Genomic DNA, 14,350 nt, shown 5'->3' on the forward strand with positions numbered 1-14,350 from the left:
ACAATAAAACTAATTCCAAGTTATTTACTTGTATTTTTATACTTTCTTATCTTTTGAAAAAGGGGATGGCTTTTTCATCCCCTTTTTTTCATTATTGCCGTTTTTTCGTTTTTTTATTGTTCAACCTTTCAGCAGCTGTCAACGGTTCATTGGCAAATTCATGATCAAATTCGTGTGATTGATCATCTTTTTTTGCTTGCTCATCGCTAAAATATTTTCGGAGCTGTTTTTTCAGTTTTTCGTTTTCCGACATCGTTTCCACCTCCAACCTTATGTTTTACATCTTTTCATAGAGTATGTACGATTTATGTCAGACAAAATTTCCCTGTCATCATATACGATTAAAATCAACAAAATAATCAATCTTGTACTGACATATTTTAGCGTACACATTAGAAGTCACCAAACAACTATTACTTCTTCAGGCTTTTCATCGCTTCTTCTATAATCTTCTTACGCATTTGATTGTCCATCTTTTTATCAATCAATCCGGTTGGAATAATAATTAATAAATGGATAACACAAATGGTTATCGTGACAAAAGGAATTTTAAAGAAAAAACTATTTGCTATTATAACTGAAAAAATTATCAAACAATTATATTATTAGTTCTTTCGGATTTTTTAACAGAAAATTGGAAAGAGATGAATAAAATTTTCATTACTAAATTTTTAATTTATCAAATTCCTTTTTTCATAACCTATGTCATTTTAAATCCAGAAATGACCAGTATAAATTATTGGTTCTTGATCATATTTGAATGTTATTGTATTAAAAGAACCAAGATAAATAATCCTACAATGATTTTTATATTATTGTTACTCATCCATATATTATTGATTATTATTAGTTATTTTATTATTACCATTATTTCATTAAGTTCGTTATCGGTGTAATTACCATTTTAGTAAGTAACACAGTTGTTAATCCTGATTTGCCCTATACTAAAATTTGGGATACATTGTTAATCGCCATGCAGTGTACAAAAAAAATGCCCATGAGGTTTTATCTCACGGACATTTTTGAAGTAGGACTCTTTAATTTACCTTTGATCCTTTTTCCATTTCCCAAAGTTTTTCAAAATATGGTTCACCTTTTATTAAAGCCTCACATAGCTTCTCATGTTTTTCTGTCCAACCGAGTTTTACTTCTTCATACAGTTGATTCCATATTTCTTCAAACGATTTCGTCCGAATCGTTGAATAATGTCCCGGTGCCCATTCTGTATACCAGTACCGGACTTGCCCTGTATTTTTCGATGTATATAGATGATCTAAAGCTAAAAATAACAATTGCTTTAACTGCCGCTCTTTCCTTGTCAGCCCCATCATTACTTCCGGTTCAGGTGACATAATATGATGTTCTTTTTTCGGATGTTTTGGTATCGAATATTTGATCGGATTTTCTTCTGCTATCATCTCATATACAAGTTGCTCTTGTCTCGGGATTATGCGACTTTTCCTCATCGGTATTTGATATCCGAGCGTATCGACGGCCAGAATGCCGATGCCGTCTGTTATGATAAAACAATAGTCCAACTGGATCCGCTCATGATTTTTTCGCAAATACGCCTTTTGAAACACATCATTCAATAAACCTTCCGGCAGATCAGTCAACCCATTTTCAATATAATCATATAAGTCTTTCGTTACTTTCAAAACCGGTACCTGATCTAATAATTCGATGGTATCATCTTTTCGCCATTCATGAAAATGACAGACATTATATCCGTTCTCTTCCCCTTCGAACCAATTCACCCAAACATCATGCAAATACATCATTTCTAACCCCTCGCTTAAAGACTGTTTGAGTACAGTATTGTCCGAAAAGAGTTAAATTATTCCTGAAAAAGCAAGATTTCCTTCTCTTAATGGCGAAAAGACGATGATAAATACGTAAAGCCAGGTCCCCTTTCCCTGGCTTTAAGCGTTTCTACATTATTCATATTTTTTAAATACTAGTGTTGCATTATGACCGCCGAATCCGAGCGAGTTGCTCATCGCATACGTAATTTCTTGATTTCTTGCTTCATTTGGAACATAATCCAAGTCACAATTCGGATCCGGATTTTGTAAATTCATGGTTGGCGGTAAAATGCCTTCCTTTAGAGCTAAAACAGTAAAAATTGCCTCTACCGCTCCGGCAGCGCCTAATAAATGTCCGGTCATTGATTTCGTTGAGCTGATGGCCATTTTATAAGCATGATCGCCAAATATTGTTTTAATGGCTGTTGTTTCATATTTATCATTATATTCGGTACTTGTACCATGGGCATTAATATAATCGATTGTTGTCGGGTCGATTCCAGCATCATCGATCGCCATCTTCATTGCACGGGCACCGCCTTCTCCTTCAGGTGCCGGAGCAGTAATATGATAGGCATCACCGGTCGCTCCGTAGCCGATTACTTCTGCATAAATATGAGCACCTCGGTTTAAAGCATGATTCAATTCTTCTAAAACAACGATCCCTGCCCCTTCACCGATAACAAAACCGTCACGATCTTTATCAAACGGCCGGCATGCGGTTTTTGGATCGGGATTGGTTGAGAGCGCGGTATTGGCACAGAATCCTGCTATCGACATTCTTGTGATTGGGGCTTCAGAACCACCGGAAATCATGACATCTGCATCACCGCGTTCAATAACTTTAAATGCATCGCCAATGGAGTTTGTTCCGGTTGCACAGGCCGTTACTGTACAAGAATTAAAACCTTTTGCACCAAGAAAAATCGAAACTTGCCCGGTTGCCATATCCGGAATCATCATCGGTATAAAGAACGGACTAACCCGCCGATAGCCACGTTGTAAAAAGGTTTCAAATTGATTTTCCAACGTTTCTAACCCGCCGATACCCGAACCAATCCAAACACCGACTCGATGTGCATTATGATCATCAATTGTCAGATTGGCGTCTTTTACGGCCATAAGTGATGCAGCTACGGCAAAATGAGTAAATCGATCCATTTTCCTTACATCTTTTCTTTCAATAAAATCTTCAGGATTAAAATCTCTCACTTCTGCGGCAACTTTTGCAGGAAACTCATCAGCATTAACCCGAGTCATCGGACCGATACCTGATTTTCCGTTTATAATATTATTCCAAGAAGTTAGGGCATCACTGCCAACAGGTGTAACAGCACCAATCCCAGTAATAACTACCCTTCGTTGTTCCATTTCAATACAACTCCTTTTTAATCGTGCATATTTCCACTATGAAACTTTCAAGAATTCGTACACTATTTTATTACGATCGTCCTTCATCTTATCTTACCATCCCGGAAAAAATTTTGAAAAGTTTTTTAGGTTTTAAAGAATTTTTACCGAACAATAATACACCTAATAATCAAATGATAGATGTCTACATAACCGCTTACCTGTTAACAACTTGCTTATGTCGATTGATTAGTTAAAACAACCGGGCTGTAACCGGTTTAGTCAAGACGGGCCTTTTATCTTTAGTAAAACAAATTACTTGCCCCATTTCATTAAAATCGCTCCCCAAGTTAGACCACCGCCAAAACCAACCATCAAGATAATATCATCATCTTTAATCCGTCCTGCTTCCAAATCCTCAACTAAAGAAATTGGAATGGAGGCTGCAGATGTATTTCCATATTTTCCAACAGTATTTGACATTTTTTCAACCGGGAGATCCAATCTTTGTCTTGCTGCTTCCATAATTCGGATATTAGCTTGATGCGGGATAAGAAAATCGACGTCCTCCTTCGACAAGCCTGCCTTTTCTATCACATTTAAGGCGGATTCGCCCATTTGTCGAACAGCAAATTTAAAGACTTCTCGACCGTTCATACAAATATATTTTTCTTGATATAAAAATTTTCCTCCAGAACCATCTGCACCGAGTTCAAATGATAAAATTCCTCGTCCGTCAGTGACCGGTCCCATGACCACTGCACCGGCTCCGTCACCAAATAATACGGCAGTTGAACGGTCTTCCCAGTCGGTTATTTTCGATAACTTTTCTGCACCGATAACTAATACATACTTATAAACACCTGTTTCGATAAACTGTTTAGCCGTCACCATTCCGTACATTAATCCGGAACATGCGGCACTAATATCCATCGCTGCAGCTTTTTTGGCACCAATTTGTTCCTGAATCATGCAAGAAACGGTTGGGAAAGGCTGATCAGGAGTAACCGTTGCTGTTAAGATGAGATCAATATCTTCAGGCTGAATCCCGGCATCCTCAATCGCCTTTTGTGCAGCGAAATAAGCCATATGTGAGGTGTTTATGTCATCACCGGCAATTCTTCGCTCCCTGATCCCGGTTCTCGTTCGAATCCATTCATCGGAAGTATCCATTCTTTTTTCTAAATCTTGATTCGTTACTACATTTTCCGGTACATAACGACCAATACCAACAATTCCAACATTCATGTAACCCACTCCTCATTTGAAAAATTCTGATCACAACTATTTTTATTATGAGTTATTATGACTTGGTACTAATTTTACTTGAAAAAAAAAGATAATTCAATTGAAATTTTGTGCAGTGGAAATAATTCAAGAAAACTTACATGTTACAAATCAAATATCGTTTGTAATTTCTTTATTTCATTAGAAAAGCGCAGAGCGCCCGGTTAGCGACGTACAAACTGGAGCGCCCCGCAATGAGATAAAGGAAACACGGCGAGGGACGAGCCGATGTTGACTTATCGTAGTGGAGGGGAGTGAAGTTTGCTAGTCGCTGGCGCTCGGAGCTAGACAATAAAACTAATTCCAAGTTATTTACATGTATTTTTATACTTTCTTATCTTTTCAAAAAATCGTTCTCCGTCATTTGTTTCATTGACAAAAATGACTTTACCGGGATCATTGACCGTTTCATCTTCCGGATAATCGGTTTGTGATTTAATACCGGTCAGCATATATAGACATTCATGCCAACAATGTTTATTTTGATTTCTAATATAAAATTCCCCTTTTTCTTCATGTAACATTAAATCAACAATCGTTCTACCCGCATCACTAATATAAATGGCATCTGCGTTTCTGCTAATTTTTTCCCCCATTAACATATGGTAAAGATATGAAGTCTCGGTAAACCACTTCCCATATATAATGGGAACGTAAATCGATAATGTTTTGCAAAATTTTTGTTCAATTACTCGAAAATAATGATTCATTGACTGGATCCTTTGGTCGGGACCTGATGCTTTTAATAAAATGATCGGGGCTGAAGCATTTTTTACGTGAAGCCGGGCAAAAATTTGTTCAAGTTTTTTTAAAATCATTTCCCATTGATTTTCATCGTAAAATAACCAATCATATAATGGGATGATCATTGGAACGTTTATGAATCGTACTAAATTTTCGCCCATTCTTTTAAAATTCGCATTTCTGCCAAGCATTAAATTTTTTTCTTCAATAATTTCCTGATCCTCATAGTCATCACAAACATTTACATGATTTACTTGATAACCATTATTTAATAGTTGTTCACAAATTTCAAATCCCAATTGTCCAAAGGATCCGAAGAGGATATATCCGTCCATTTGCTTCACCTGCTGTCAAATACGATTACAATTGAGCTTCAGCCTGCATGAATAAGTTCTTTGAGTAATAAGCAATGCGCGACCTTTTTTCCGGTAAAATAACATAAATATTTTCATTATATTTAGAAAAATATTTTTTATATAGCTGTGTCCATAGTGCATCTTGAATTCCATGTTCTAAAATATGAATGATAACGAAAGGATATGTGATGGTAAATGATGTCACTTTTAAGTTTTTGATATTTTTTTCACAACTTTCTTCACTAATATCGTAAGCAGATGATAAATCTTTGATCGTTTTTTTATAAAGAAAAGGTTGATCTTTCACAATTGATATCATCCATTGAATGGAAAATATCGGATTAATGAATACAATCGAGCGAATCATTTCTCTTTTATTTTTTAATAAATCCATGGCAATCAAAGTCCCAATTCCTTCTGCAATAATGTGCACCCGTTCGTTTAAGATTTCCGTCCGCTTAATAAATTCGTATAGACTGGCCACTTGTTCAACAGATTGCTTATTTCCCATATGCCTGTAATTGAAATTTGTATAATAAACGGTGTATCCGTCATCTAAAAATGATTGAAGGATTTTCTGTCTTGCATTGTTACTTAACCAATTACTACTCTGTTTATCTACATATTGTTCTTCTCCGCCGATGGCCAATACCCCGAATCCATTTGGTTTTTCCGGATAATGAATGATACAATATTGATCATTTAAGGTGAAAATTCGAAAGTTCATACAAAACCCCTCTTATATTTACTTACCAATTATTTTCCATTCATTAACACAATAATCAGCCTTGTGGGCAGTGCTTCTCTTTATACTTTATTCAAAAACGTAATAAACTCTCTATTACAATTGCCTATTTTTCATTTATCTTTCCTGTAAGTCCGGGGAAAAACAGCTTTGTCAGATTGCCTCTTCCGTTTCGCAATAAAAACCGAAGTTGTTTATTTTAAATTGCTCAATAAGAAACCTTTCCTAAAATTTGATTTTTATGGTATGATTTCTTTATATGATAATGAAGAAAATAATTATAAAATGAAAAGCAGGTGGAGTTTCATGAAATATTTTTGGACCTTTTTCTGGGTATTTCTTTTATCACATATGTTAACTTATATTGTCGGGTCAATAAAATCCGCTTCATATGATTTTACAGTTGGAACAATTTTAGCAATCGGCATCTCGATTATTCTTTTCCTAATTGCGGCAGTTATGCCAAAAGATAAAGAACTAAATGTGTAAGAGAGCGAACCGTTTACGATTAAGTTCGGCGTCTCGTCATGCATAGTTCATCGAAACTGACAAGCATTTTTCAGTTCGTACTTAATTTCAAATTTTTCTCCGGTGAATTCCTAAGTGCCGGTCATCTATACGTAAAGTATACGAAAAAAGGTTGTCCTTTAGGGGAGTCATTTCTATTTTCCCTGACAAGACAACCTTTTGACTTTATGCTTCCAGAATTTCATATAATACAAAATATGAACAATCGGATTTAACCCTTAAAGGTCCAAATGCGGTTATGATTGGAGTTTTCCGGGAAACGTTGTCCTGCTTTTAACCGGACTTGTCTTGGATTGACGACAGACGATCCTTCTTCTCCTATTTCAATATATATCCCGTCATTTGGTGCTTTGTACCCTGCTCGGAAACGACGATTTTCACCCATTGCTTTCATCCCCCTTTCCAGGTTTCTCATTATTATCTTTTACGAAAAGAGGGAAATCATGAATTCAGGTAGAGATGAAAAAAATGACAGTTGAAAGCAGGCTCTCAAAACTTTTCGAAAGGGTCTGGCTGAACCATCATCCCCTTCCTTAGGGTCAGTTTCGGATTAATCCGGAATTCCTAGTGCAATCTTTGCATAACGACTCATCATATTTTTTGACCACGGTGGATTCCAGACAATATTCACCTCAGTATCCTTCACTTCCGGTATATCAGAAAGAGCTATTTTCACTTGGTCAGAAATGATACCGCCTAATGGGCAACCCATTGTGGTCAAAGTCATCGTCACAATGGCTTTGCCGTTTTCATCCAGATCAACATCATATACCAACCCAAGATTTACTATGTCAATTCCAATTTCAGGATCGATTACTTGTTCAAGCGCACCGAGTATATTTTCTTTTAAAGCTTCATCCATAAAAAAACCTCCTTTCCAATTCATATTCTATCATACCAAAGATACATAGAAAAATGAATTAAGTGAAACTTCCGTCAAGGGGGATATTTTTTCCCCACTAATGTTAGTTGAACCTATCGGATGCGTGCGGGCAGTCCGACCACCACCTGTCTTCTTTCCATGCTCGAATAACTTGAGGTGAAGTCTTACTTTCCGTTAAGGTAAGATAAATTCTTGGCCACTACAAGTTGGATAAGGTTGGACATTTATTGAAGAAATTGCTCAAACCAGTCAACCGTTGCTAATAACCCTTCTCGTGATACTTTATGTCCGGCATGATGATCTAAAATAAAGCGGATATGGTCCGGATGTTCTGAATAATTTTCCTTTACCTTTTGATAAAAATCATAAGCATATGTATAGGGAACAATTGGATCCTTTTTTCCATGCCAAAATAGCAGCGGACGATTGTTTAACTTTTCCGGATTCATGCTTAAGTCAACCGGCAACAATTTCTGATACTCTCCTTCTAATTGCTGTTCCGAATACGGAATTTTATATCCTTGGCTTTGCAGTTCATTAACGAGATAACGAGCGAAATGGTGATAAGCGGGATTCCCCATTAAACTGACAGCTGCCTTTATCCAATCATATTTACATAAGGCACCAAAGGTCGTAATTCCCCCCATTGATGTGCCGGCAACACCAATTTGATTTTCTAAAGTTTGTCTATTACGCACATATGCTTCCTTTAATTCTGCAAGCTCCGCGATATTTTTTAAGATTATTTCCCAAAAATGTAAAGCCTGTTCCACCATCGATAACTCCCGGCTTCGTTCTCCGTGTAAATCAGCCTCAGGGAGGACAACTCGTATATTTTTTTCAGCCATCAAATAGGCGTAATGCAAATTATGTTCTTTCGCACTTGTAAATCCGTGGAAAAAGAATACAGTGGGTACCGCTTGATCCAACAACTCTTTTTGCACAACTTCTAGCAGCGGAATATTGGCAACTATTTTCTTTTCAACAATAATCATCATTTTCCTCCTAAAAATCCAATATCAGTCTAAAACTCCTTGTACCAGTATGGAAATTGTATAAAAAATACAAGCAAATCTATTGTATTTCTACCCATATATTATAAACTAATATTTAATACAGTTTCTTAATAACAGTTTAACATGAGTGTGCTATAATTGCTAAATAATGACATAATGAAAGGAATGTCTCAATGAAAGATAAACACTTAATTGCATTAGACTTAGATGGAACGTTATTAAAAGATGATAAAACCATATCTGAAAAGACAAAAGCTGTATTAAATCAAGTCCAAAATGATGGTCATGTTGTCATGATTTCTACCGGAAGACCTTATCGTGCCAGCGAAATGTATTATAAGGAATTGAACTTACAAAGCCCGATTGTCAACTTTAACGGAGCATTTGTTCATCATCCGCTCGATGCCGGTTGGGGTGTATATCATCAACCACTCCCTTTAGAGGCGGTAAAAGATATTATTGAAATTTCCGATCAGTATTCCATTCAAAATATTATCGCTGAAGTAATGGACCATATTTATCTTCATTATCATGATGAAAAATTAATTGATTTTTTCAAACTGGGGAATCTGTCCGTTACTTACGGTGATTTACGTAATTTTTTAAAAAATGACCCAACCAGCTTACTGATTCATTCGGACGAAAAGAATGTTGAAAAAATTAATTCCTATCTTGCGGAAACAAAGGCGGAAGTTATCGAACACCGCAGTTGGGGCGCCCCATATCCGGTTATCGAAATTGTAAAACACGGAATTAATAAAGCAATCGGTGTTAAAAAAGTCGCCGATTATTACGGAATTCCCCAAAGTCGAGTGATTGCTTTTGGTGATGAAGATAATGATTTAGAAATGCTTGAATTCGCCGGACATGGAGTGGCCATGGGAAATGCGATTGATATGGCCAAACATGTTGCAAAAGACGTGACATTATCAAATGAAGAAGACGGAATCGCTGTTTACTTGGAGGAACTTTTATTAAAGTCTTGAACTTCAACTAAAGCAAGCAATTCATCGGCTGACTGGTTACTTCTTATAGGAACATTCATTAAAGTCTTCAATTTATTGATTTTCAAGTTATACGTCCTTTATTTTATATGAATGAATAGCGTAAATTTTTAACCAAATTCGGGCAAGGTTGTCGTTTTCTGACAGTTTTTTTTGACAGAATTGGGATATGTTAATAAGGAACAAGAGGCCAAGTTTCCTTCTTGTTCTAATTATAATGACGGAGGGATACGAATGGGCAAAAGTAGTAAATCAAAGCGTTTTGTTAAGCAAGGTGTCGATGCGGTAACTCGTCATTCGGAAAAAATCCCTTACCATTTAACGTATGCTGAAGCTGAAGCCAGAAAAATGAATAATCATTTTGATTCATTATAAGGTGGGAGCAAAATGGCAAATCAATTGTTACAACAGGCTAGGGAATTTACAAAACGATTAAAACAAAAGAATGATATCAGCCAAGACGATATCGATAAAGCAAAAAACGCTATTTCATCCGCTTTTGCTAATTCGACTGAAGCAGAGAAAGAACTTTTGCAACAATACCAGCAGGAATTGGATGCAGTAGACTCTCGCAACAGCTAATCCCCCGGAAAAAATGACAGCTCGGTTCGGAGCTGTCATTTTTTATTTCGGTTTGGCAGTCTTATAAAGACACGCATTCACCAAGTTTTCTTTAATCTTTTCTAAACAGACCGATGACCGAGTCGGTTTTTACAATATTGGTAAAAGCCTTAGGATCAACTTCTTTAATGATTTTTCTCAGTTCAAACAATTCATACCTACTAATTACGGTGATTAACATATCCCTTCCTTCATCGGAATACGCCCCGTGCGCAGGAACGACGGTTGCCCCTCTCGTTAGCCGGGTTAAAATTGCCTGTTTCAAATCTTTGGAATTTTTGGTCACGATCATCGCCGTCAGTTTTTGCGCTTGTGTATGGAGAATATCAATCACTTTTGATGAAGAAAATAATCCAACCAGCGTGTAAAGAGATTTTTCCCAACCAAACAAGAATCCGGCAGAAATAATAATGAAACTGTTTAAAATTAACGTAAATCTGCCGACAGATCCTTCAACAACTCTTGATAAATATACGGCAATAATATCCATACCACCGGTTGAAGCCCCAAATCTCAGGGTCATTCCTGCTCCAACTGCGCCGATCACTCCGCCAAATACCGCATTTAGCAAAATATCATCTGATAATTCCTTTATCGGTATCAAGTTTAAAAACAGGGAAGAAAAAATAACACTAATAAAACTATACAAAGTAAAAGTTTTACCGACCTTTCTCCATCCTAAAATCGTAACCGGTATATTCAACAGCAACAACCAAATTCCAACAGAAATATGAATGTTAAAATACTCACTAAATAATCTTGACAGCAATTGACTCAATCCGGAAAAACCACTTGAATAAACACCCGCCGGTATTAAAAAATAATTCATGGAAAATGCAAAAATAAATGCACCGATGATAACAATGATGAATTTTTTTACATGGAATAAAATCATGATGTAACCTCCATTTCAGCGCGGTAATACTAGTATTTTTTTATTGTTTCCTAAAAACGGCTTGGTTTTCCGTGAAGTTTTGGTTTAATTCTCCAATTTTTGATGATAAACTAAAGCATATAAGAAACATTCGAAAGTGGTGATGGGGATTGACAAAGGTAAAACTTATTACAGACAGCGGTGCTGATTTACCATACTCTTTTTTACAAGAACAAAACATTGACTTGCTTCCTTTACAAGTCGAATTGGACGGTGAAGAATATGATGATGTGATTTCGATTGATTCCAAGAAAATATTTGATGCCATGCGTAATGGCAAAACACCAAAAACATCCCAAGCTTCCCCAACAAAGATAAAAGAGGTTTTTGTCAACTTAGCCAAAGAAAAACGCCCTGGAGTTTATATTGCTTTCTCGTCACAATTGTCCGGAACGTATCAAACGGCATGCATGATTAGAGAACAGGTTTTAGAAGAGTATCCTGACTTGGATTTAACGATAATTGATACAAAAGCGGCCTCTTTAGGACAAGGATTAATTGTTTTCCATGCCGCTAAACTGGCGAGTAGCGGAGCAACAAAGGAAAAGATCATCCAAGAAACCGAATTTTATTGCAGTCATATGGAACATTTATTTACTGTCGATGATTTAGAATATTTGCGGCGCGGCGGTCGGGTATCAAGAGCCAGTGCTTTTGTCGGCGGACTTTTAAATATAAAACCTTTATTGAATGTTGAGGACGGTAAACTGATTCCAATTGAAAAAATCCGCGGAAAGAAAAAAGTGTTGAACAGGATTCTGGAGTTAATGGAAGAACGTGGTGTTAATTTGAAAGACCAGCTTATCGGCATCAGCCATGGAGACGATGAGGAAACAGCTCGGCAGATGAAAAATATGATTGAAGAAAGATTCGGTTGTAAACATTTTTATATCAATATGATCGGTTCGGCAATCGGTGCCCATTCCGGACCGGGTACACTTGCCATTTTCTTTTTAAATGCTAAGGCGAATAGTGAACTTGATATTGCCCCATAATAAGGTAAGCGTTAGTATTTGAGATTATTGAGGAGGGTCTTTATGTCAAGAACTTCTGATGATGATAAGAAACCGGTGGACCATCAGGCACTTCGCGAAAGAAAAAACGAATTGAAAGAAAAAAACCGAAAAGCCGGTAAACACCAATATTCAAAGAAGACCGATCATTTGTAATTTCTAGCTGCCTCCGTCTGTTTACTTGCCCGTTTCCTTAGTTTTCCCTATAATGAAGGAAAACATATGAACGGAGGTAGCTTAATGGCGAAAGAAAGCTCATTTGATATTGTTTCTAAGATTGACATGGCTGAGGTGACGAATGCCATCAATTTAACAATGAAAGAAATTCAAAATCGATATGATTTTAAAGGAAGCAAAAGCGATGTAAAACTGGAAGGCGATGAACTTGTTTTAATTTCCGATGATGAGTTCAAAATGTCGCAGCTAAAGGATGTTTTATTAGGTAAACTGATTAAACGCGGTATACCAATCAAAAATTTGCAATACGGAAAAATGGAAAATGCTTTTAGCGGAAATGTACGTCAGCGCGCAAAACTAATTCAAGGTATTGATAAAGATAATGCCAAAAAAATTAACACAATTATTAAAAATACCGGTTTAAAAGTTAAGAGTCAAATTCAAGATGATCAAATCCGCGTGACCGGAAAAAGCCGAGACGACCTGCAAAAAATCATTGCAGTCCTCCGTGAAGCAGACTTGCCGCTCGATGTACAATTTATTAATTACAGATAATGGATTTACATTTTGTTAGATGCTATTCAAGCAATGATAGAGCCCGGGAGTGATGAACGAAACACTTTCCCGGACTTAAAATTGTTAAAAGCGCTGGCACCATTTCAATTTTTTCATATATTTACAATATCCAATTAATTACCCGTTATTTTTCCCGCTCTTTTCTAACACCTTGGAAATCTCCTCCATGATAGGAAAGCTTGTCCTTTGTATTTACAGTAAAATCATTTGAAAGATCGCCGTTGTAGAAACGGTCAACTATAAGGTAATAAATACTTTCATCTTGCCATACCCTTTTGTTTTCTTCAGCTGCAAACACGGCTGTCGCATTTACAAAGAAAATCAGAAAAGCAGGCAAGACCATTCCCATCCATTTTCGCAACATCATTCTCCCCCTTTATTTCTACTCCTCTAGCTTACCTTGTTTCGGAAAGACAGGTCAATAAATGGAAAAGGAAAATGGAAAATTTTATCAAAAATAGAACAGTATAAAATAACATGACATTGCCAATAAATGAAAATGGTGGAAAAGTACTCAGGGGAAACTTAAATTAGGTGGAAATCAATATCCCTAACTCAATGTTATTAGAACCAAGCGGACGCATGCGAGCGTTTGAGCTACTACCTTGACTCGCTTGTTACGACGGGCGTTTGACTTGTGGTTACGTGGGATCAACTTAATCTTATCAATTGATGGAGGAATTCAATGAAACCGGAACGCTATCGCATCCTTGAAAAACAAGATCGAGCTTTTTTTGAAGGAATTGTTGAAAAAATTAATGATGACTGGATTGTCATTGATAATGAAACAGAAGAAGCCTTTCCCTTGGAGGATTTTTTATATAAAGAAATCCGTATGAAACACCTTAATCATTGGTATAGCGGAATATTAACGGATGACTTTATTGTTCAGTATGAAAATAAACAATATGAACTGCAGGATCAAACCTATGTGAAAATCCGAAAATCATTATCCGTCAGTTACCAAGCGTGGCTTGAAGAATTAGCTGATGATACCTTCTTTCAATTTATCCGCAAATTAAATGAACTTAACTATTCAATTTACGATATTATTTTTTGCCATAATCACCAATCTTTTCTTGTCACAAAAGAAAAGGAAGGGGTCAATTTTTTCGTATTTGATAATACAGTGGGAGTTTGTTCTGTTCATCATCATTTCCATTACCGTCAGGACCAAAAAAGTGACCGGTTCGAATACACATTAAATACGGGAAATCGTATTGTGTTACAAGCACTGCAAAGACCAAGCAGAAGTTAAACGTAAGCCCGAAATAAAAAAATAAACGTACCTTCACGGTACGTACTACAAAT

At 36.4% G+C, this 14,350-nt stretch carries 19 protein-coding genes; 8 read left to right on the forward strand and 11 right to left on the reverse strand.

What is annotated here, in order from left to right; all coding sequences use genetic code 11:
• Nucleotides 1-91 precede the first annotated feature (91 nt).
• From sspO to LIZ98_RS13875, 6 genes are all read right to left on the reverse strand, one after another.
• On the reverse strand, nt 92-253 hold the full coding sequence (sspO, locus tag LIZ98_RS13850; RefSeq protein WP_034769119.1) for a small acid-soluble spore protein O: 162 nt from the start codon (nt 251-253) through the stop codon (nt 92-94).
• Between the two features lie 784 nt (nt 254-1,037).
• A complete protein-coding gene (locus tag LIZ98_RS13855; protein ID WP_227091404.1) occupies nt 1,038-1,781 on the reverse strand; it encodes a YjbA family protein in 744 nt (247 codons plus the stop codon).
• A 156-nt stretch (nt 1,782-1,937) separates the two neighbouring features.
• A complete protein-coding gene (gene fabF / locus LIZ98_RS13860) occupies nt 1,938-3,176 on the reverse strand; it encodes a beta-ketoacyl-ACP synthase II (protein ID WP_034769114.1) in 1,239 nt (412 codons plus the stop codon).
• Between the two features lie 294 nt (nt 3,177-3,470).
• Nucleotides 3,471-4,403, reverse strand: coding sequence for a beta-ketoacyl-ACP synthase III (locus LIZ98_RS13865; protein WP_041846031.1), 933 nt, complete (start codon nt 4,401-4,403; stop codon nt 3,471-3,473).
• Nucleotides 4,404-4,750: 347 nt separating this feature from the next.
• Nucleotides 4,751-5,521, reverse strand: coding sequence for a hypothetical protein (locus tag LIZ98_RS13870; protein WP_227140004.1), 771 nt, complete (start codon nt 5,519-5,521; stop codon nt 4,751-4,753).
• A gap of 25 nt (nt 5,522-5,546) precedes the next feature.
• A complete protein-coding gene (locus LIZ98_RS13875; protein ID WP_227140003.1) occupies nt 5,547-6,269 on the reverse strand; it encodes a hypothetical protein in 723 nt (240 codons plus the stop codon).
• Nucleotides 6,270-6,593: 324 nt separating this feature from the next.
• On the opposite strand from LIZ98_RS13875, the gene LIZ98_RS13880 reads away from it, so the two are divergent.
• Complete coding sequence (locus tag LIZ98_RS13880; RefSeq protein WP_034769107.1) at nt 6,594-6,776, forward strand: YjzD family protein; 183 nt, start codon at nt 6,594-6,596, stop codon at nt 6,774-6,776.
• Between the two features lie 250 nt (nt 6,777-7,026).
• On the opposite strand, the gene LIZ98_RS13885 is transcribed toward LIZ98_RS13880, so the two are convergent.
• The 3 genes from LIZ98_RS13885 to LIZ98_RS13895 all read right to left on the reverse strand — a co-directional run bounded on the left by LIZ98_RS13885 (nt 7,027) and on the right by LIZ98_RS13895 (nt 8,693).
• A complete protein-coding gene (locus LIZ98_RS13885; RefSeq protein ID WP_072012655.1) occupies nt 7,027-7,200 on the reverse strand; it encodes a YjzC family protein in 174 nt (57 codons plus the stop codon).
• Between the two features lie 165 nt (nt 7,201-7,365).
• Entirely contained in the window at nt 7,366-7,677 is a 312-nt protein-coding gene (locus LIZ98_RS13890; RefSeq protein ID WP_034769105.1) for a metal-sulfur cluster assembly factor, read from the reverse strand.
• A 245-nt stretch (nt 7,678-7,922) separates the two neighbouring features.
• Nucleotides 7,923-8,693, reverse strand: coding sequence for a prolyl oligopeptidase family serine peptidase (locus tag LIZ98_RS13895; protein WP_227140002.1), 771 nt, complete (start codon nt 8,691-8,693; stop codon nt 7,923-7,925).
• A gap of 194 nt (nt 8,694-8,887) precedes the next feature.
• On the opposite strand from LIZ98_RS13895, the gene LIZ98_RS13900 reads away from it, so the two are divergent.
• The 3 genes from LIZ98_RS13900 to LIZ98_RS13910 all read left to right on the forward strand — a co-directional run bounded on the left by LIZ98_RS13900 (nt 8,888) and on the right by LIZ98_RS13910 (nt 10,300).
• A complete protein-coding gene (locus tag LIZ98_RS13900) occupies nt 8,888-9,700 on the forward strand; it encodes a Cof-type HAD-IIB family hydrolase (protein WP_227140001.1) in 813 nt (270 codons plus the stop codon).
• Between the two features lie 252 nt (nt 9,701-9,952).
• Nucleotides 9,953-10,093 (forward strand): hypothetical protein, encoded by a 141-nt coding sequence (locus LIZ98_RS13905; protein ID WP_162835726.1) that lies wholly within the window; start codon nt 9,953-9,955, stop codon nt 10,091-10,093.
• A 12-nt stretch (nt 10,094-10,105) separates the two neighbouring features.
• Nucleotides 10,106-10,300 (forward strand): DUF3813 domain-containing protein, encoded by a 195-nt coding sequence (locus LIZ98_RS13910; protein ID WP_216408849.1) that lies wholly within the window; start codon nt 10,106-10,108, stop codon nt 10,298-10,300.
• 91 nt (nt 10,301-10,391) lie between these two features.
• Here the strand turns inward: LIZ98_RS13910 and LIZ98_RS13915 are convergent, their stop codons facing one another.
• Complete coding sequence (locus LIZ98_RS13915) at nt 10,392-11,234, reverse strand: YitT family protein (RefSeq protein ID WP_041847722.1); 843 nt, start codon at nt 11,232-11,234, stop codon at nt 10,392-10,394.
• A 149-nt stretch (nt 11,235-11,383) separates the two neighbouring features.
• On the opposite strand from LIZ98_RS13915, the gene LIZ98_RS13920 reads away from it, so the two are divergent.
• From LIZ98_RS13920 to LIZ98_RS13930, 3 genes are all read left to right on the forward strand, one after another.
• Complete coding sequence (locus tag LIZ98_RS13920) at nt 11,384-12,268, forward strand: DegV family protein (protein WP_227140000.1); 885 nt, start codon at nt 11,384-11,386, stop codon at nt 12,266-12,268.
• A 42-nt stretch (nt 12,269-12,310) separates the two neighbouring features.
• Complete coding sequence (locus tag LIZ98_RS13925) at nt 12,311-12,442, forward strand: DUF3941 domain-containing protein (protein WP_072012654.1); 132 nt, start codon at nt 12,311-12,313, stop codon at nt 12,440-12,442.
• Between the two features lie 84 nt (nt 12,443-12,526).
• A complete protein-coding gene (locus LIZ98_RS13930) occupies nt 12,527-13,018 on the forward strand; it encodes a YajQ family cyclic di-GMP-binding protein (protein ID WP_227091230.1) in 492 nt (163 codons plus the stop codon).
• Nucleotides 13,019-13,163: 145 nt separating this feature from the next.
• Here LIZ98_RS13930 and LIZ98_RS13935 read toward each other — a convergent pair whose 3' ends face one another.
• Complete coding sequence (locus LIZ98_RS13935) at nt 13,164-13,403, reverse strand: hypothetical protein (RefSeq protein WP_108897796.1); 240 nt, start codon at nt 13,401-13,403, stop codon at nt 13,164-13,166.
• A gap of 321 nt (nt 13,404-13,724) precedes the next feature.
• On the opposite strand from LIZ98_RS13935, the gene LIZ98_RS13940 reads away from it, so the two are divergent.
• Nucleotides 13,725-14,297 (forward strand): DUF2777 family protein, encoded by a 573-nt coding sequence (locus tag LIZ98_RS13940; RefSeq protein ID WP_041902132.1) that lies wholly within the window; start codon nt 13,725-13,727, stop codon nt 14,295-14,297.
• Nucleotides 14,298-14,350: the final 53 nt, after the last annotated feature.

The sequence above is a fragment of the Caldibacillus sp. 210928-DFI.2.18 genome (assembly GCF_020554505.1).
GTDB lineage: Bacteria > Bacillota > Bacilli > Bacillales > Caldibacillaceae > Caldifermentibacillus > Caldifermentibacillus hisashii.